This window comes from Kitasatospora sp. NPDC008115 (genome assembly GCF_042957205.1).
Classification (GTDB): Bacteria; Actinomycetota; Actinomycetes; order Streptomycetales; family Streptomycetaceae; genus Kitasatospora.
Genome location: NZ_JBIBHU010000033.1, coordinates 81799 through 99273, shown reverse-complemented (window position 1 = coordinate 99273; position 17475 = coordinate 81799). Strand labels below are relative to the sequence as shown.

Annotated in this window: 15 protein-coding genes; 9 read left to right on the top strand and 6 right to left on the bottom strand. The window is 73.3% G+C overall.

Annotated features, from left to right (window positions below; translation table 11 throughout):
- Window positions 1–515: 515 nt before the first annotated feature.
- Both ACFZBX_RS32150 and ptsP read left to right on the top strand, forming a co-directional pair.
- On the top strand, window positions 516–965 hold the full coding sequence (locus ACFZBX_RS32150; RefSeq protein WP_391537323.1) for a PTS glucose transporter subunit IIA: 450 nt from the start codon (window positions 516–518) through the stop codon (window positions 963–965).
- A 98-nt stretch (window positions 966–1063) separates the two neighbouring features.
- On the top strand, window positions 1064–2734 hold the full coding sequence (gene ptsP / locus ACFZBX_RS32145; protein ID WP_391537322.1) for a phosphoenolpyruvate--protein phosphotransferase: 1671 nt from the start codon (window positions 1064–1066) through the stop codon (window positions 2732–2734).
- 108 nt (window positions 2735–2842) lie between these two features.
- Here the strand turns inward: ptsP and ACFZBX_RS32140 are convergent, their stop codons facing one another.
- The 3 genes from ACFZBX_RS32140 to ACFZBX_RS32130 all read right to left on the bottom strand — a co-directional run bounded on the left by ACFZBX_RS32140 (window position 2843) and on the right by ACFZBX_RS32130 (window position 6563).
- The gene (locus ACFZBX_RS32140) at window positions 2843–4870 is read right to left on the bottom strand and encodes an acetoacetate--CoA ligase (RefSeq protein WP_391537321.1); all 2028 of its coding nucleotides are present in this window, start codon (window positions 4868–4870) and stop codon (window positions 2843–2845) included.
- Window positions 4871–5022: 152 nt separating this feature from the next.
- The gene (locus ACFZBX_RS32135; RefSeq protein WP_391537320.1) at window positions 5023–5574 is read right to left on the bottom strand and encodes an NUDIX domain-containing protein; all 552 of its coding nucleotides are present in this window, start codon (window positions 5572–5574) and stop codon (window positions 5023–5025) included.
- Window positions 5571–6563, bottom strand: coding sequence for an NUDIX domain-containing protein (locus ACFZBX_RS32130; RefSeq protein ID WP_391537319.1), 993 nt, complete (start codon window positions 6561–6563; stop codon window positions 5571–5573). The genes ACFZBX_RS32135 and ACFZBX_RS32130 overlap by 4 nt, the downstream gene beginning before the upstream one ends.
- Window positions 6564–6719: 156 nt before the next feature.
- Between ACFZBX_RS32130 and mmuM the strand changes: the two genes are divergently transcribed.
- The 5 genes from mmuM (at window position 6720) to ACFZBX_RS32105 (ending at window position 13019) form a co-directional block, all read left to right on the top strand.
- Window positions 6720–7673, top strand: coding sequence for a homocysteine S-methyltransferase (gene mmuM, locus ACFZBX_RS32125; RefSeq protein WP_391537318.1), 954 nt, complete (start codon window positions 6720–6722; stop codon window positions 7671–7673).
- A 162-nt stretch (window positions 7674–7835) separates the two neighbouring features.
- Complete coding sequence (locus tag ACFZBX_RS32120; protein ID WP_391537317.1) at window positions 7836–8600, top strand: IclR family transcriptional regulator; 765 nt, start codon at window positions 7836–7838, stop codon at window positions 8598–8600.
- A 343-nt stretch (window positions 8601–8943) separates the two neighbouring features.
- The gene (locus tag ACFZBX_RS32115) at window positions 8944–9663 is read left to right on the top strand and encodes an MIP/aquaporin family protein (protein WP_391537316.1); all 720 of its coding nucleotides are present in this window, start codon (window positions 8944–8946) and stop codon (window positions 9661–9663) included.
- A gap of 92 nt (window positions 9664–9755) precedes the next feature.
- Window positions 9756–11276 (top strand): glycerol kinase GlpK, encoded by a 1521-nt coding sequence (gene glpK / locus ACFZBX_RS32110; RefSeq protein ID WP_391537315.1) that lies wholly within the window; start codon window positions 9756–9758, stop codon window positions 11274–11276.
- Window positions 11277–11423: 147 nt separating this feature from the next.
- Window positions 11424–13019, top strand: coding sequence for a glycerol-3-phosphate dehydrogenase/oxidase (locus ACFZBX_RS32105; RefSeq protein WP_350555359.1), 1596 nt, complete (start codon window positions 11424–11426; stop codon window positions 13017–13019).
- 174 nt (window positions 13020–13193) lie between these two features.
- Here ACFZBX_RS32105 and ACFZBX_RS32100 read toward each other — a convergent pair whose 3' ends face one another.
- Both ACFZBX_RS32100 and ACFZBX_RS32095 read right to left on the bottom strand, forming a co-directional pair.
- Window positions 13194–14594, bottom strand: a complete 1401-nt coding sequence (locus tag ACFZBX_RS32100; protein WP_391537314.1) for a gluconate:H+ symporter — start codon at window positions 14592–14594, stop codon at window positions 13194–13196.
- A complete protein-coding gene (locus ACFZBX_RS32095) occupies window positions 14591–15145 on the bottom strand; it encodes a gluconokinase (RefSeq protein WP_391537313.1) in 555 nt (184 codons plus the stop codon). Before ACFZBX_RS32095 ends, ACFZBX_RS32100 begins: the two co-directional genes overlap by 4 nt.
- Before the next feature lie 221 nt (window positions 15146–15366).
- Here ACFZBX_RS32095 and ACFZBX_RS32090 point away from each other — a divergent pair, with 221 nt between their 5' ends.
- The gene (locus tag ACFZBX_RS32090) at window positions 15367–16062 is read left to right on the top strand and encodes a FadR/GntR family transcriptional regulator (protein ID WP_391537312.1); all 696 of its coding nucleotides are present in this window, start codon (window positions 15367–15369) and stop codon (window positions 16060–16062) included.
- A 181-nt stretch (window positions 16063–16243) separates the two neighbouring features.
- On the top strand, window positions 16244–16735 hold the full coding sequence (locus ACFZBX_RS32085; RefSeq protein ID WP_391537311.1) for a hypothetical protein: 492 nt from the start codon (window positions 16244–16246) through the stop codon (window positions 16733–16735).
- Here ACFZBX_RS32085 and ACFZBX_RS32080 read toward each other — a convergent pair.
- Complete coding sequence (locus tag ACFZBX_RS32080) at window positions 16711–17475, bottom strand: metallophosphoesterase (RefSeq protein WP_391537310.1); 765 nt, start codon at window positions 17473–17475, stop codon at window positions 16711–16713. The genes ACFZBX_RS32085 and ACFZBX_RS32080 overlap by 25 nt on opposite strands.

Sequence of the window (17475 nt, the reverse complement as noted above, 5' to 3'; positions counted from 1 at the left end):
CAACATATCTGGCGTTGACTTTTGGCACGCTGTTGAGTTCTCAAGGAACGGACGCTTCCTTCAGGCGGCTTTCACACCGGCCCTCCGGGCGCTTCATTCTTTCGTGTTTCCAGCTTACCAGATCCGTTTTCCGGTGATTAACCGGCGCTTTTCGCGTCCGAAATCTGGTGTTAACCGCCGACTCGCGGCGACTCGACCAACCATAGCGGGTCCCCGGCCGGAGCGCGAATCGGCCACGCCGAGGGGTCACCCGCTCGGACGCGTGATTTGTTGCTCTCGCGAGCATATACAGCAATGGTCCCGATTCGCCAAGATGCCTGTAGAGTGCGGCGCATCGGCCAAGAGGACTAGACCACTAGCAGTCGGCGAGATGACCGGCCGGTGAGGCTGGACGGCACCGCCGACTGCCCGGGAATGTCAGCAGATGTCCGAAGTTGACATGATTTAGGCTTCAGTCGATCGCCCTGCCGCGTTCGCGGCCGCTTGCCTGTACTGCGCACTTGGGAGGCTCAACCATGACCACTGTGACGTCGCCGCTTACCGGCAAGGTCGTCGGGCTCGCCGGCGTGCCGGACCCCGTGTTCTCGGGCGCGATGGTCGGCCCCGGCACCGCGATCGACCCGGTGCGCGAGCAGACCGAGGCCGTTGCCCCGGTGGACGGCGTGGTCGTGTCCATGCACCCGCACGCGTTCGTCGTCGTCGACGCGGACGGGCACGGTGTGCTGACCCACCTGGGCATCGACACCGTCCAGCTCAACGGCGAGGGTTTCGAACTGCTCGTCAGCAAGGGCGACACCGTCACCCGCGGCCAGGCCGTCATCAAGTGGGACCCGGCCGCCGTCGAGGCCGCCGGCAAGTCGCCGATCTCGCCGATCGTCGCGCTGGAGGCCTCGGCCGAGGCGCTGGGCTCGCTCCTGGAGAGCGGGGAGGTCGCCGTCGGCGACGCCCTGTTCGACTGGAGCTGACCCCTCCCCTCTTTTCCGACACACCGCCCCACCGCCCGGTCGGGGCGGCCCGGCACACAGCGGTACCCGGCGGGGCCGCCTCTCTCACGGAGACAGACATGGAGAAGACGCTGCGCGGCGTGGGTGTCAGCCACGGGGTCGCGATCGGCCAGGTGCGGCACATGGGGACGGCGGTGCTGGAGCCGCCGGCCACCCAGATCCCGACCGAGGACGCTCCGCGCGAGCAGGCCCGTGCCCAGGCGGCCGTCGAGGCGGTGGCCGCGGACCTGATCGCCCGCGGCAACCTGGCCGGCGGCGAGGCCCAGGCCGTGCTGGAGGCCCAGGCGCTGATGGCGCAGGACCCGGAGCTGATGGCCGACGTCGCCCGTCGGATCGCGGTCGGCAGCAGCGCCGAGCGCGCCGTCTACGACGCCTTCGCCGCCTACCGGGCGCTGCTCGCCTCCGCCGGGGAGTACCTGGCGGGCCGGGTCGCCGACCTGGACGACGTGCGCAACCGCATCGTGGCGCGGCTGCTGGGTGTGCCGATGCCGGGTGTGCCGGACAGCGACGAGCCGTACGTGCTGTTCGCCCGGGACCTGGCGCCGGCCGACACCGCGCTGCTGGACCCGACGCTGGTGCTCGGCTTCGTGACCGAGGAGGGCGGGCCGACCAGCCACAGCGCCATCCTGGCGCGGGCCATGGGCGTGCCGGCCGTGGTCGCGCTGCCGGGGGCCACCGATGTCGCCGAGGGCACCGTCGTCGCCGTGGACGGCAGCTCCGGTGATGTGCTGGTCGAGCCGGGCGAGGAGAAGAAGGAGGAGCTGCGCCGGATCGCCGCCGAGCGCAAGGCGGCGCTCGCCTCCTCCTCCGGCCCGGGTGCGACCTCGGACGGCCACAAGGTGCCGCTGCTGGCCAACGTCGGCGGTCCGGGCGACCTGCCGGCCGCGCTGGAGGCGGGCGCCGAGGGCGTCGGGCTGTTCCGCACCGAGTTCCTCTTCCTGGACGACTCCGCTCAGGCGCCCAGCGAGGAGAAGCAGGTCGAGGCGTACCGCAAGGTGCTGGAGGCGTTCCCGGAGAACCGGGTCGTCGTCCGGGTGCTCGACGCGGGCGCGGACAAGCCGCTGGACTTCCTGACCCCGGCCGACGAGCCCAACCCGGCACTGGGCGTGCGCGGTCTGCGCACCCTGCTGGAGCACCCCGAGGTGCTGCGGACCCAGCTGCGGGCGCTGGCCAAGGCAGCCGAGGGCCTGCCGGTGCACCTTGAGGTGATGGCCCCGATGGTGGCCGACCGCAAGGACGCCAAGGAGTTCGCCGAGGCGTGTCGCCAGGCCGGTCTGAGCGCCAAGTTCGGTGCGATGGTGGAGATCCCGTCGGCCGCGCTGCGGGCGCGCTCGATCCTCCAGGAGGTCGAGTTCCTGTCGCTGGGCACCAACGACCTCGCCCAGTACACCTTCGCCGCCGACCGCCAGGTCGGTGCCCTGGCCCGGCTCCAGGACCCGTGGCAGCCGGCGCTGCTGGACCTGATCGCGGCCGCCGCCGAGGCCGCGCAGGCCGAGGGCAAGAGCTGCGGCGTCTGCGGCGAGGCCGCCGCCGACCCGCTGCTGGCCGTGGTGCTGACCGGTATCGGTGTCACCAGCCTGTCGATGGGCGCGGCGTCGATCCCCTATGTGCGGACCGCGCTGGCCAAGTACACCCTGGCGCAGTGCCGCCGGGCCGCCGAGGCGGCGCGCGCGGCGGACAGCGCCGACGAGGCGCGGGCCGCGGCGCAGCAGGTGCTGTCGGGCGAGTAGCCGTCCGGCGATCGCCGGAGAACACCAGGAGGGGCCCTTCCACTGTGGCTGTGGAAGGGCCCCTCCGGTCTGTCCGGGCGGCTGGGCCCGCTGCTGCCCGGGCGGCTGCTACTCGGCGGCGGCCGCGCGGTCGCGGCGGAGCTGCTCGAACCAGCGGAGGTGGTCGAGGTTGTCGACCGAGCCGGGGTTGACGGCCTGGTCGAGCGGAGTGCCGGAGAGCAGGCGCTTGACCGGGACCTCGATGCGCTTGCCGGTCAGGGTGTGCGGCAGGCCGCGGACGGCGATGACCTCGTCGGGGACGTGGCGCGGGGAGAGCTCGGTGCGCAGCGAGGTGCGGATGCGGCCGATGAGGTCGTCGTCGAGTTCGGCGCCGGGGGTGAGGACGACGAAGAGCGGCATCCAGTAGCCGCCGTCGGGCTCTTCGAGGCCGATGACCAGGGACTCGGCGATCTCGGGGAGGCGTTCGACGACCTCGTAGATGTCCGAGGAACCCATCCGGACGCCCTGGCGGTTGAGGGTGGAGTCGGAGCGGCCGTGGATGACGACGGTGCCCCGGGAGGTGACGGTGATCCAGTCGCCGTGGCGCCAGATGCCGGGGTACGTGTCGAAGTAGCTGTCGTGGTACCGGGCGCCCTCGGGGTCGTTCCAGAAGCCGGTGGGCATCGAGGGGATGGGCTTGGTGACGACGAGTTCGCCGACCTCGCCGGTGTGCGGGCGGCCGTTGACGTCCCAGGACTCGACGGCGGCGCCGAGGCAGGGGGCCTGGATCTCGCCGAGGTGGACCGGGAGGGTGGGGACGCCGCCGACGAAGCAGGAGCAGACGTCGGTGCCGCCGCTGACGGAGGCGAGCCAGACGTCCTCCTTGACCTCGTCGTAGATCCAGCGGAAGCCGTCGGGGGGCAGCGGGGAGCCGGTGGTGCCCATGCAGCGGACGGCGGAGAGGTCGAGGTCGCGGCCGGGGTGCAGGCCCGCCTTGCGGCTGGCGATGACGTAGGCGGCGGAGGTGCCGAGCACGGTGGCACCGGTGCGGGCGGCGACGGACCAGAAGGCGCCGGTGTCGGGGTGGCCGGGGCTGCCGTCGTAGGTGACGATCGTGGACCCGGTGAGGAGGCCGGCGATGAGGAAGTTCCACATCATCCAGCCGGTGGAGGTGTACCAGAGGAAGCGGTCGTCGGGGCCGAGGTCGAGGTGGAGGCCGGCCTGCTTGAGGTGTTCGACGAGGATGCCGCCCTGGCTCTGCACGATGGCCTTGGGCAGGCCGGTGGTGCCGGAGGAGTAGAGGACCCAGAGCGGGTGGTCGAAGGGGACCGGCTCGAAGACCGGCGCGGTGTCGGCGGCGACCAGGTCGTCCCAGGTGAGCGCTCCCTCGGGGGCGGGGGCGCCGAGCAGGGGGACGTGCACGACGGTGCGCAGCGAGGGGAGTTCGCGGCGGAGTTCGTCGACGACCCCGGTGCGGTCGTGGTCCTTGCCGCCGTAGTGGTAGCCGTCGACGGCGAAGAGGACGACGGGCTCGATCTGCTGGAGGCGGTCGAGGACGCTGCGGGCGCCGAAGTCGGGGGCGCAGCTGGTCCAGACGGCGCCGACGGCGGCGGTGGCGAGGAGGGCGACGGCAGCCTGCGGGATGTTGGGCAGGTAGGCGCCGACCCGGTCGCCGGGGCGCACGCCCCGGGCGCGGAGGGCGGCGGCGAGGGAGCCGACCTGGCGGCGGAGTTCGGCCCAGGTGAGGACGAGGGGCTCGTCGGTGGTCTCGTCGAGGTGGAGGATCGCGGGGCGGTCGGCGTTGGCCGGGGTCTCGCCGGCGCGCAGGGCGTGCTCGGCGTAGTTGAGGCGGGCGCCGGGGAACCAGCGGGCGCCGGGCATCGCGGGGTCGGCGAGGACGGCGTCGGGGGCCTCGGTGAAGCGGACGTCGAACCACTGGGTGACGGCGGTCCAGAAGCGGTCGAGGTCCTCGACCGACCAGGCATGCAGGGCGGCGTAGCGGGCGGCGGCCTGGTCGTCGTCGGTGGTGGGGGCGAGCGGGGCGGCCGGGGCGCCGTGGTGCTCGGCGGCCCAGGCCTGGAAGGCCACGATCCCGGTGCCGGCGGCACGCGCGGGATTGGGGCGCCAGAGCGGCTGGTCCTGGGTTGGGGTGCTCACGGTGGTGGTCTCCCGGCCGGTGATGAGGGCGGACGGGGGTGCTTGTGGCAGGGCCCGCGTCCGGTTGGGGGCTGTCGCTGCAGACCCTGCCATGTGATCGGCCGGTGCGCCAGGGTCTGCCCGGCCGGTCGGACCGCGACCGCGTTGCCTGGTCAGAGACGGGTGAACTCGCCGTTGAACCAGGAGCGGGAGACACGGGTGTGGAAGGGGAAGGCGAGTGGCGTCTCGGGGGTGGCGAGTTGCCAGCCGTCGGTCTCGTCGGTGGGGACGGAGGGCGGGAGGACGGCGAGCGGGCGGGCGGGGAGCAGGCCGAAGAGGCAGAGGAAGCCGCCGTGGGTGTCGGAGTCGGTGGCGACCAGGGTGATGTCCACGGCGTCGGCGAGGATGCCGGTCTCCTCGCGCAGTTCGCGCACGCAGGCCTGCTGCCAGCTCTCGCCGTAGTCGATGTAGCCGCCGGGGAGGGCGAGTTCGCCGTAGCCGGGTTCGATGGTGCGGCGGATCACGACGAGGCCGGGGTCGGTGCCGGGGGCGTCGGTGACCGGGAGGAGGGTGACGACGACGGGCAGCGGGTTGCGGTAGCTGATCTCGGTGCAGCGGGGGCAGGTCCGGGGCCAGGCGGAGGTGCCGGGCGGGTAGGGGGTGCCGCAGAAGTGGCAGTGGGAGTTGGCCTGGTGGCGCACCGTGCCGGTCTCGTAAGTCGTCATGGCCGGATGGTAGTGCGGGCGGGCGGGGCCGGGGCGGGGGTCACCGGATCCGGTGGCGGATCGCCGTCCGGTGACGGGTCGCTGCGGGCGGGGCGGAGCAGGGCCGGGTGGAGGAGGCGGGCGTCTCCGGCGTGGTAGGTGCGGGCGCGGGGGCCGCCGCGGGGGCCGCCGCGGTCGGTGGTGGTGCCGGTGCCCTCGACGAAGCCGGGGACGGAGAGCACCTTGCGGTGGAAGTTGCCGGGGTGGAGCTTCTCGTCCCAGACGGCCTCGTAGACGGCGCGCAGCTCGGGGATGGTGAAGTCGTGGTGGAGGAAGGCGGTGGCCAGCGGGCTGTACTCGATCTTGGCGCGGGCACGGTCGAGGCCGTCGGTGAGGATCCGGGCGTGGTCGAAGGCGAGCTCGATGGGTGTGAGCTCGCCGGGACCGCACGGCCCGGTGGCCTCGCACGGTCCGGCGCCGGCGCAGGGCTCGGTGGAGCCGGTGCGCCCGTCGACGCCACCCCCGTGGGTGTCGGCGGGCGCACCGGCGGTCTCGGACCGGCCGGTGGGCCGGAGGTCGAGGGCGGTGACGGGGTGCCAGGCGGCGTGGGCCGCGTCGGTGCCGGCCTGCGGGTCGGGCAGGTCCGGTGCGAAGGCGAGGTAGGCGACGGAGACCACGTGCATCCGCGGGTCGCGGTCGGGTGCGCCGTAGCTGCCGAGCTGTTCGAGGTGGATCCGGCTGAGCGCGGCCTCGGCCTCGACGCCGCCGTGCAGCCCGGTCTCCTCGGCGAACTCGCGGGCGGCGGCCTCGTCGAGGCTCTCCTCGCCGGCCCGCAGGAAGCCGCCGGGCAGTGCCCAGCGGCCCTGGTAGGGCGGGAGGGCGCGCTCGACGAGCAGGACGTGCAGGCGGCCCTGGCGCAGGGTGAGGGCGACGACGTCGACCGTGACGGCGACCGGGGTGTAGGCGCGCGGGTCGTAGGAGGCGAGCCACTCCCGCTCGGTGGGGTCCATGGGCGTGCTCCTCTCCTTCCGGCGCCTTCCGGCCGTCGTCCTTCTCGGATTGAGCACAACGTAGCGATCGTTTGACTGTGCGGCAAATCCTTTTCCGGCCACTCCCCCGGCCCCGGTTCTAGGCTGTGACCAGGACGTTCATCCGAGGAGGCCGCGATGGGAGCACCCGGCGCACCGGACTTCGCCGCCGCGCTGGCGGCCGGGCCGCTGGTGCTGGACGGCGGGCTCTCCGAGCGGCTGGCGGCGGGCGGGTTCGACCTGTCGGACGAGCTGTGGTCGGCGCGGCTGCTGGCGGACGCGCCGGAGGCGGTGCTGGCGGCGCACCGGGCGTACTTCGCGGCGGGCGCGCGGGTCGCGATCTCGGCGAGCTACCAGGCGGGCTTCGCCGGCTTCGCGCGGCGCGGGATCGGCCGGGACGGGGCGGCGCGGCTGCTGGCGCTCAGCGTGGAGCTGGCGCGGGAGGCGGCGCGCGGGCTGCCGGGGCCGCGCCGGTGGGTGGCGGCGTCGGTGGGGCCGTACGGGGCGGTGCTGGCGGACGGCTCGGAGTACCGGGGCCGGTACGGGCTGACGGCGGCCGAGCTGGAGGCGTTCCACCGGCCGCGGCTGGAGGTGCTGGCGGCGGCGGGCCCGGACGTGCTGGCGCTGGAGACGGTGCCGGACGTCGAGGAGGCGCGGGTGCTGCTGCGGGCGGTGCGGGGGCTGGGGGTGCCGGCCTGGCTGTCGTTCGGCGCGGCGGGCGGGCTGACCCGGGCCGGGCAGCCGCTGGCGGAGGCGTTCGCGCTGGCGGCGGAGGCGGACGAGGTGGTGGCGGTGGGGGTGAACTGCTGCACGCCGGAGGAGGCGGACCGGGCGGTGGGCCTGGCGGCGCGGGTGTCCGGCAAGCCGGTGGTGGCGTACCCGAACAGCGGCGAGGGCTGGGACGCGGCGGCCGGGGCGTGGTGCGGCGAGCCGACCTTCACGGCGGCGAAGGCGGCCGGGTGGCTGGCGGACGGGGCGCGGCTGGTGGGCGGCTGCTGCCGGGTCGGGCCGGAGGGCGTCCGGGCGGTGGCCGCGGCGGTGGCGGCCGCCACCGGCGACGCGGCCGGCACGGCCGACACGGCGTCAAGCTAGCCTGACCGGACCCGGGCGCGCGAGCCGTGCGGGGGCACACGACCGGCCCGCCGGGGCGAGGTTACCGAGGGGGAAGGTGCACGGACCGGGGACGGCCTGGCAGACTCGTGCCGTTACCACTGCGGTCGACAATGTCGACCGCCTGTCAGCGCGGAGGTACCCATGCCCGGCCCGATCCAGTCGCTCTCCCGGGCCGCCGCGATCATGCGCCTGCTGGCCGGCGGTGAGCGCCGCCTCGGCCTTTCGGAGGTCGCGACGGCGCTGGACCTGGCCAAGGGCACCGCGCACGGCATCCTGCGCACCCTCCAGCAGGAGGGCTTCGTGGAGCAGGACCCGGAGAGCGGGAAGTACCAGCTGGGCGCCGAACTGCTGCGGCTCGGCCAGAGCTACCTGGACGTCCACGAGCTGCGGGCGCGGGCCCTGGTGTGGGCCGACGACCTGGCCAGGGCGGCCGGGGAGACCGTCTACCTGGGGGTGCTGCACCAGCGCGGGGTGCTGATCGTGCACCACGTCTTCCGCCCGGACGACACCCGCCAGGTGCTGGAGGTCGGCTCGATGCAGCCGCTGCACTCGACCGCGATGGGCAAGGTGCTGCTGGCCTACGACCCGGTGGCGCGCGGCGAGCTGGGCGGGGGCCCGTTCGAGCCGTACACCGCGCGGACGCTGACCGAGGCGGTGGACGTGGACGCCGAGGCGGCGCTGACCCGCGAGCGCGGCTGGGCGGACTCGGTGGAGGAGACCTGGGAGGGCGTGGCCTCGATCGGCGCGCTGATCCAGGACCGGCGGCGCAACCCGGTGGGCGCGGTCTGCATCAGCGGCGCGGTCGAGCGGGTCTGCGAGGACGGCTTCGTGAAGCCCTCGCTGGTCGCGTCGGTGCGCAGCGCGGCCCGCGCGATCTCCCGGGACCTGGGCGCCGGGCGGTTCTGAGCGGCGGGCCCCGGCCCCCGACACCCCGCCGGCACCCCGGCGGCGGCCTGCGAGACGTTCACGCTGAGGCGCGGACGGGCGAAATGCCCGTCCGCGCCTTACCGTTTTGTCCGAAATTCCGATGATCCATCCCATGACACCGGGTAGCACGGCGAGCCGAGGGTCACAGCTGCGTAACCCGGCCTTGACGGGAGGGCGACCCGGGGAGGAAGCTTCCGCATGACGGTCGACATTGTCGAACGATGGCCGTGCAGATCACTCCCACAAGGCGCTCACCCGCCCAGCGATCGCCCGGCCCCTGCCCTCACCCGCACCTCCGGGCCATATGGACAAGGGAGTCTTTGTGTCCGCGTTCTCCAACGGCGACATCTTCGTCGGCGAAACCCTCGGCACCGCCGCGCTGATACTCCTCGGCGGTGGCGTCTGCGCCGCCGTGACGCTCAAGAAGTCGAAGGCGCTGAACGCCGGCTGGCTGGCGATCACCTTCGGCTGGGGCTTCGCGGTGATGATCGCCGCCTACATGTCGGCCCCGAAGTCCGGCGCCCACCTGAACCCGGCCGTCACCCTGGCCATCGCCGTGGACAGCGGCGACTGGAGCAAGGTCCCGCTCTACGTCGTCTCCCAGCTGGTCGGCGCGATGATCGGCGCCGTCCTGGTCTGGCTCACCTACCTCGGCCAGTTCCAGGCCAACCAGGAGCCCACCCTCGGCATCTTCTCGACCGGCCCCGAGATCCGGAACCCGGTCCAGAACCTGCTCACCGAGATCATCGGCACCTTCGTGCTCGCCCTGGCCATCCTCACCCAGGGCCTGACCAAGGGCCTCGGCCTGTCCGGCACCGGCATCCTGATCGTCGCCTTCACCGTCGTCGGCATCGGCCTGTCCCTCGGCGGCCCGACCGGGTACGCCATCAACCCGGTCCGCGACCTCGGCCCGCGCATCGTCCACTCGCTGCTGCCGATCCCGAACAAGGGCGGTTCGGACTGGTCCTACGCCTGGATCCCGGTGGCCGGCCCGGTCATCGGCGGCCTGCTGGCCGGCGGCCTGTACCACGTCGCGTTCTGACCGCCCGGGTTTCCACCCCGCCCGGACCCGGGGACTGACCTGAGAGTCAGGCCCACCCTCCCCCGTCACACCTTTTCGAGCCGAGGACCCTCATGACCTCCACTGGCACCTACATCGCCGCGATCGACCAGGGCACCACCTCCAGCCGCTGCATCGTCTTCGGCGCCGACGGCCGCATCGTCGCCGTCGACCAGCAGGAGCACCGGCAGATCTTCCCCCAGCCCGGCTACGTCGAGCACGACGCCGCCGAGATCTGGACCCGGGTGCAGTCGGTCGTCCGCGGTGCGCTGGAGAAGGCCGGTCTGACCAAGGACGACATCCGCGCCATCGGCATCACCAACCAGCGCGAGACCACCGTCCTGTGGGACCGGCACACCGGCGAGCCGGTGCACAACGCGCTGGTGTGGCAGGACACCCGCACCGAGGGCCTCTGCCGCGAGCTGGGCCGCAACGTCGGCCAGGACCGCTTCCGCCGCGAGACCGGCCTGCCGCTGGCCAGCTACTTCGCCGGCCCGAAGATCCGCTGGCTGCTGGACAACGTCGAGGGCCTGCGCGAGCGCGCCGAGGCCGGCGACATCCTCTTCGGCACCATGGACACCTGGGTCATCTGGAACCTCACCGGCGGTGTCGACGGCGGGAAGCACGTCACCGACGTGACCAACGCCAGCCGCACCATGCTGATGAACCTGCACACCCTGCAGTGGGACGAGAAGATCGCCGAGTCGATGGGCGTGCCGATGGCCGTCCTGCCGGAGATCCGCTCCTCCGCCGAGGTGTACGGCGAGGCCGTCGGCGACCTGGCGGGCGTGCCGGTCGCCTCCGCGCTCGGCGACCAGCAGGCCGCACTGTTCGGCCAGACCTGCTTCGACGAGGGCGAGGCCAAGTCCACCTACGGCACCGGCACCTTCCTGCTGCTCAACACCGGCGAGAAGATCGTCAACTCCTACCACGGCCTGCTGACCACGGTCGGCTACCGGATCGGCGACCAGAAGCCGGTCTACGCCCTGGAGGGCTCGATCGCCGTCACCGGCTCGCTGGTCCAGTGGCTGCGCGACCAGCTCGGCATCATCTCCACCGCCGCCGAGATCGAGACCCTGGCCAACACCGTCGAGGACAACGGCGGCGCCTACTTCGTCCCGGCCTTCTCCGGCCTGTTCGCCCCGTACTGGCGCTCCGACGCCCGCGGGGTGATCGCCGGCCTCACCCGGTACGTCACCAAGGGCCACCTGGCCCGGGCCGTCCTGGAGGCCACCGCCTGGCAGACCCGCGAGGTCGTCGACGCCATGCAGAAGGACTCCGGGGTCGAGCTCACCGCCCTCAAGGTCGACGGCGGCATGACCAGCAACAACCTGCTCATGCAGAACATCGCCGACGTCCTGGACGCCCCGGTCGAGCGCCCGTACGTGGCCGAGACCACCGCCCTGGGCGCCGCCTACGCGGCCGGCCTGGCGGTCGGCTTCTGGAGCGACCTCGACACCCTGCGGGCCAACTGGCACCGCGCCGCCGAGTGGACCCCGCGGATGGACGAGGCCACCCGGGAGCGCGAGTACAAGAAGTGGCTCAAGGCCGTCGAGCGCACCATGGGCTGGGTGGAGGAGGAGGAGACCAACTGACCGCGAAGCCGGTCGGGGCACACGCCCCGGCCGGCCCGCTCCCGTTTCACCGGCCCGCCGCACCGGGCCGACCGGCCTCTCCGCAGGGGCCGTACGCACACCGAGAGGAGTAACGGCGCCGCCCGACCCGCGCGCCGTACACACACCATGGCAACCATTCCGACCCTGGGCGCCGAGCTGACCGCCGGCCGCACCGCCTCCCGCGCCGAGACCCGTGAGCTGCTCGGCAAGGCCACCTACGACCTGCTGGTGATCGGGGGCGGAATCCTCGGCACCGCCGTCGCCTGGACCGCGTCCCAGGCCGGCCTGAAGGTCGCCATGGTCGACGCCGGGGACTTCGCCGGCGCCACCTCCAGCGCCTCCTCCAAGCTGGTCCACGGCGGTCTGCGCTACCTGCAGACCGGCGCGGTCAAGCTGGTCGCCGAGAACCACAAGGAGCGCCGCGCGCTCTCCACCGACGTCGCCCCGCACCTGGTCAACCCGCTGACCTTCTTCGTGCCGGTCTACAAGGGCGGCCCGCACAGCGCGCCCAAGCTCGGCGCCGGCGTGTTCCTGTACTCGGCGCTCTCCGCCTTCCGCGACGGCATGGGCCGGGTCTCCACCGCCGCGCACGCCGCCCAGCAGGTGCCCGCGCTGCGCACCGAGGGCCTGCGCTCGGTGGCCGTCTACGGCGACCACCAGATGAACGACTCGCGCGTCGCGGTGATGACCGTGCGCGCCGCCGTCGAGGCCGGCGCGGTCGTGCTCAACCACGCCGAGGTCACCGGCCTGCGCTTCACCGGCGGCCGGGTCACCGGCGCCGAGCTGAAGGACCGCATGGACGGCACCGAGTTCGGCGTCGACGCCCGGCTGGTGCTGAACGCCACCGGTCCGTGGGTGGACCACCTGCGCCGGATGGAGGACGCCGGCGCCGCGCCGTCGATCCGGCTCTCCAAGGGCGCCCACGTGGTGGTCAAGCGCCGCTCCCCGTGGCGCGCCGCGCTGACCATCCCGATCGACAAGTACCGCGTCTCCTTCGCCATCCCGTGGGAGGATCACGTCCTGCTCGGCACCACCGACGAGGAGTACACCGGCGACCCGAAGGACGTCCGGGCCACCGAGGCGGACGTCGACCAGATCCTCGGCGAGGCCGCCCACGCGATCCGCGACGAGCACCTCGACCGCGACCTGATCACCTACACCTTCGCCGGCCTGCGGGTGCTGCCCGGCGGCCCGGGCGACACCGCCGCGGCCAAGCGCGAGACGGTCGTCACCGAGGGCAAGGGCGGCATGCTGTCGGTCGCCGGCGGCAAGTGGACCACCTACCGCCACATCGGCCGCACCGTGCTGGAGAAGCTGGCGCACGTGCCCGGCACCTCGCTCGGCGAGGACATGTCCCCGATCGCCCCGACCGTCCCGCTGCCGGGCGTCGGCGCGCCGAACGCCGTCGCGCACCGCCTGCTGATCGACCGCGAGCCGGGCTCGCGGATGGAGCCGCTGGTCGCCAAGCACCTGGCCGGCCACTACGGCACGCTGTCCTTCGACATCGCCCGGATGATCGACGAGAACCCGGAGCTCGGCCGGCCGATCCACGAGGACGGCCCGGACGTCTGGGCGCAGGTCGCCTACGCGGCCGACCACGAGTGGGCGTACACCGCGGACGACGTGCTGCGCCGGCGCACCACGATGACGGTCCGCGGCCTGGACACCCCGGAGGTCCGCGCCGAGGTCGAGGCCTTCCTGGCGAAGCGCGGGGCCAAGTGACGGGCCGGTAGGCGCGCACCGAATCGGCGGGCGGGCACCCCAGGGCTGGGGGTGCCCGCCCGCCGGCGTGTCCACCGGCGGATCCGGGCCGGTCCGGCCGCGCCGGGGAACGGCGAACGGGCGGGCGCTCCCCGAGGGAGCGCCCGCCCGTTCGCCGACAGGCCTTCGGACGGCCTAGATCACCAGGCTGAGCGGCAGGATCAGGGCGATCGCGACCACCGAGATCACCGTCTCCATCACCGACCAGGACTTCAGCGTCTGGCCGACGCTCATCCCGAAGTACTCCTTCACCAGCCAGAAGCCGGCGTCGTTGACGTGCGACAGGAACAGCGAGCCGGCACCGACGGCCAGCACCAGCAGGGCCGCGTGGGTGGAGGACATGTCCGCCGCCAGCGGGGCGACGATGCCGGCCGCGGTGATGGTGGCGACCGTCGCCGAGCCGGTGGCGAGCCGGATCAGGACCGCGATCAGCCAGCCGAGCAGCAGCGCCGAGATGTGCCACTTGGACGACCACTCGCTGACCGCGTTGCCGACGCCCACGTCGATCAGGGTCTGCTTGAAGCCGCCGCCCGCGCCGACGATGAAGACGATGCCGGCGATCGGGCCGAGCGACTTGCCGACGGTGTCGGAGATCCGGGCCTTGTCGAAGCCGGCCGCCTTGCCCAGGGTGACCATGCCCAGCAGGGTCGCGGCGAGCAGGGCGATCAGCGGGGAGCCGATGAAGTCGAAGACCCGCTGCGGCATCGCCTTGGGGTCGTCGATGACGACGTCCGCCAGCGCCTTGCCCAGCATCAGGATGACCGGCAGCAGGATGGTGACCAGCACGGCCCCGAAGGACGGGGTGTGCTCGCGCTTGGCGGTCTCCACCGGGGTGGCGGCCTGCGGGACCTCCAGCGGGCCAACCCAGCGCTCGGCGAAGCGGGCGAACAGCGGACCGGCGACGATCAGCGTCGGGACGGCGATCAGCAGGCCGAGCGCCAGGGTGATGCCGAGGTCCGCCTCCAGCGCGTCGACGGCGACCAGCGGGCCCGGGTGCGGGGGCACCAGGCCGTGCAGCACGGAGAGGCCGGCCAGCGCCGGGATGCCGATCCGCATCGGCGGGACGTTGCCGCGACGGGCCACCAGCAGCACGATCGGGATCAGCAGCACCACGCCGACCTCGAAGAACAGCGGCAGGCCGAGCACGGCGGCGATCAGCGCCATCGCCCAGGGCAGCGCCCTGGGGCCGGAGCGGGAGAGCACGGTGTCCGCGATGATGTTGGCGCCGCCGGAGTCGGCGAGCAGCTTGCCGAGCATCGCGCCCAGGCCGATCAGCAGGCCGACGCCCGCGACAGTGGAGCCGAAGCCGCTGGAGAAGCTGGTGAGCAGCTTGTCGAACGGCGCGCCCGCGACGGCGGCCAGCAGGCCCGAGCCGAGGGTCAGGGCCAGGAACGGGTGCAGCTTCAGCCTGGTGATCAGCAGCACGATGGCGCCGATGCTGAGCAGGACCGCGATCAGCAGCTGGGTGTCGCTGCCGGTGTGCGGGAGGGCCGGTGGGGCGGCCGCGAGCACCGCGAGGGTGGGGGACGGGGTCACGCGAGGTCTCCATTGACGGGCCGCAGCAGGGCGGCGGCCTTCTCGACGAGTTCTTCGGGGGTCGGCCCGACATCCAGGACGGCGCCGCGCTCGTCCGGGCCGAGGGGTTCCAGGGCGGCGTACTGGGAGCCGAGCAGCGACGGCGGCATGAAGTGGCCGGTGCGGTGGGCGAGCCGGTCCTCGACCAGCTCGGTCCGGCCGCTCAGGTGCAGGAACCAGGCGTCCGGGCAGGCCTCGCGCAGCAGGTCGCGGTAGCCGTGCTTGAGCGCCGAGCAGGTGACCACGCCTCCGGTGCCGGCCTCGGTGCGCTCCGCCAGCCAGGCGCCGATCGCGCGCAGCCAGGGTTCGCGGTCCTGGTCGTCCAGCGGGACGCCGGCCGACATCTTGGCGATGTTGGCCGGCGGGTGGAAGTCGTCCGCCTCCGCGAACGGGAGGCCGAGCCGGTCGGCCAGCAGGCGGGCCAGGGTGGTCTTGCCGACACCGGAGACGCCCATCACCACGATGGTGAGGGGCGCGCCCGGGGTGTCGTGGTTCTCGACGCTGAGAGCCATGGGTGGTGCTCCTTCGTTGCCTGGCCGCCACTATCGCCTCAAAGATATGACGTATTCAAGTAGCGGAAACCAAATCGTCATACTTTTGCATCCCCGATGCGGATGCTGATGCCCACCGATGTGGGCCCCGGCGTGGAACTCGATGTGGAACTCGACGCGGACGCCGGTCCGGCGTCGGGGGCGGCGGCACCGGGCGGGCGGCGGAGGTCTAGGCTGGCGGGATGGAGATCCAGGGGCTGCCCGGCCGACTGCTCGCGGAACTGGGGCCGGCCATCGCGTCCGGGGAGCTTCCCGAGGGCACGGTGCTGCGCGCCGAGGAACTGGAGGAGCGGTTCGGGGTCTCCCGGACGGTGGTCCGCGAGGCGGTCCGCGTCCTGGAGGGCATGCACCTGGTGGCCTCCCGCCGCCGGGTCGGCATCACGGTGCAGCCCAAGTCCGGATGGGACGTCTTCGACCCGATGGTGATCCGCTGGCGGCTGGCCGGCGCCGACCGGCCCGCCCAGCTGCGCTCGCTCGGCTCGCTGCGGCTCGCCGTGGAACCGGCCGCCGCCGCGCTCGCCGCCCGGCACGCCACCGACGACGAGCGGCGCCGGCTCGGCGCGCTGGCGGTCGAGTTGACGATGACCGCGCGCGCCGCCGACCTGGCCGCCTTCCTGCGGCACGACATCGACTTCCACGCCACCGTGCTGCGCGCCTCGGGCAACGAGATGTTCGCGCACCTCGGGGAGACCGTCGGTGCGGTGCTGACCGGCCGGACCGAGTACCATCTGATGCCCCATCAGCCGGAGCCGTACGCGATCCGGCTGCACCGCGAGGTCGCCGAGGCGGTCTGCGCGGGGGACGCCGGGCGGGCCGAGCAGGCGATGCGGACCATCGTCGAGGGCGCGCTGGCCGAGCTGAACGAGCAACTCGGCTGAACCGGCGGGACGTTCGGCAGGGCGTTCGGTATGTTCCGGGCCGGATCACACGATTTGGTGTCGGTTCGGGGGATTCGCGCGCATAGTCCGGGTACGACAGGGCAGAGTGGAGCGCGGGGGGCGTAGAATCGGCGCCCGCCGCGCTCGTGTCCGCCACCCGTCCGCGCCTGGGGGTCGCCCGATGCCAACCGCCCGCCGTCGCCGCCGTCTTCCCGACGAGGTCCGCAGGGCCGTCGTCCGAGCGGTGCTCTGCCTGTCCTTCACCCTGGTGGGCATCGTGGTGGCGACACTGTCCTCGTACGCCGACAGCTGGCTGATGACACCGGCGCTGATGGCGATGGGGGTGGGGGTGTTCGGCACGATGTGGTGCCTGCTGGAGATCCTGATCTCCCGCCAGGTCGCCGCGCAGCGGATGCGCGCGCCCAACTCCGCCTCGCCGATGGCCGGCAGCCGCGCTTCGGCGGGCCGCGCGCAGCAACAGCAGCAACGTCCGCAGCAGCAGCGCCCGGCGTACCAGCAGCCCCAGCACCAGCAGCCCCAGCACCGGCAACCCCAGTACCCGCAGCGCCCGCGCCCGCCGCAGCCGCCGTACCAGCAGCCCTATCAGCCGCCGGCCGGGCCGCCGTACCCGGGCGGCCCGGCGCCGCGTCAGGCGGGGCTGACCACCCGGTAGTGGGTGGTCAACCGGCCCTCGTCGTCCAGCAGATGGAAGGCGAGCACCGGCGGCTGCTCGAAGCTGATCTCCGGCACGCCCTCGAACGGCAGCGTGACCGTGGAGACCACGCCCGGCGCGACCAGCAGCGGCCGCCCCGCGAACAGGGTGGCCGCCCCGGTGTGCGCGTGACCGCAGAGCAGCGCCCGCACCCGGGGGTGGCGCTCCAGCACCCCGGCCAGCCGCTCCTCGCCGAACTGGCGGATCGGGTCCACGTACGGCAGGTGCAGGGTGACCGGCGGGTGGTGGAAGGCCACCAGCGCGGGGCGCTCCGCCGCTCCGCCGGCGAGCGTGCGGTCCAGCCAGCCGAGGGTCTCCTCGTCGAGCAGGCCGTCGTCCCGCCCGGGTATCGAGGAGTCGAGCATCAGCACGTCGGCACCGGGCAGCGCGTGCAGCCGGTTGACCGGGCCGCCGGACGGCGCCCGGCCGAGCAGCACCTCCCGGTACGGCCCGCGCACGTCGTGGTTGCCGGGGCAGAGCAGCACCGGGTGCCGGGAGGCCAGCACCTCGGTGACCTCCCGGTACTCGGCGGCCAGGCCGTGGTCGGCGAGGTCACCGGTGACCAGCACCGCGTCCAGCGGGCCGGGCAGGGCGTCGAGGTACGCCACCACCTGCTCGGCCCGCCGCCGGGCGCGCTCCCCCGCGTCCCCGTGGTGGTCCTGGCCGAGGTGGATGTCACTGAAGTGAGCGATCGTCAGCAT

Bases quoted from the DNA above. Each gene is read 5' to 3' on its own strand.
- ACFZBX_RS32150 (WP_391537323.1), top strand. From the start codon at position 516: ATGACCACTGTGACGTCGCCGCTTACCGGCAAGGTCGTCGGGCTCGCC.
- ptsP (WP_391537322.1), top strand. From the start codon at position 1,064: ATGGAGAAGACGCTGCGCGGCGTGGGTGTCAGCCACGGGGTCGCGATC.
- ACFZBX_RS32135 (WP_391537320.1), bottom strand. From the start codon at position 5,574: ATGACGACTTACGAGACCGGCACGGTGCGCCACCAGGCCAACTCCCAC.
- ACFZBX_RS32130 (WP_391537319.1), bottom strand. From the start codon at position 6,563: ATGGACCCCACCGAGCGGGAGTGGCTCGCCTCCTACGACCCGCGCGCC.
- mmuM (WP_391537318.1), top strand. From the start codon at position 6,720: ATGGGAGCACCCGGCGCACCGGACTTCGCCGCCGCGCTGGCGGCCGGG.
- ACFZBX_RS32120 (WP_391537317.1), top strand. From the start codon at position 7,836: ATGCCCGGCCCGATCCAGTCGCTCTCCCGGGCCGCCGCGATCATGCGC.
- glpK (WP_391537315.1), top strand. From the start codon at position 9,756: ATGACCTCCACTGGCACCTACATCGCCGCGATCGACCAGGGCACCACC.
- ACFZBX_RS32105 (WP_350555359.1), top strand. From the start codon at position 11,424: ATGGCAACCATTCCGACCCTGGGCGCCGAGCTGACCGCCGGCCGCACC.
- ACFZBX_RS32095 (WP_391537313.1), bottom strand. From the start codon at position 15,145: ATGGCTCTCAGCGTCGAGAACCACGACACCCCGGGCGCGCCCCTCACC.
- ACFZBX_RS32090 (WP_391537312.1), top strand. From the start codon at position 15,367: ATGGAGATCCAGGGGCTGCCCGGCCGACTGCTCGCGGAACTGGGGCCG.
- ACFZBX_RS32085 (WP_391537311.1), top strand. From the start codon at position 16,244: ATGCCAACCGCCCGCCGTCGCCGCCGTCTTCCCGACGAGGTCCGCAGG.
- ACFZBX_RS32080 (WP_391537310.1), bottom strand. From the start codon at position 17,475: ATGCTGACGATCGCTCACTTCAGTGACATCCACCTCGGCCAGGACCAC.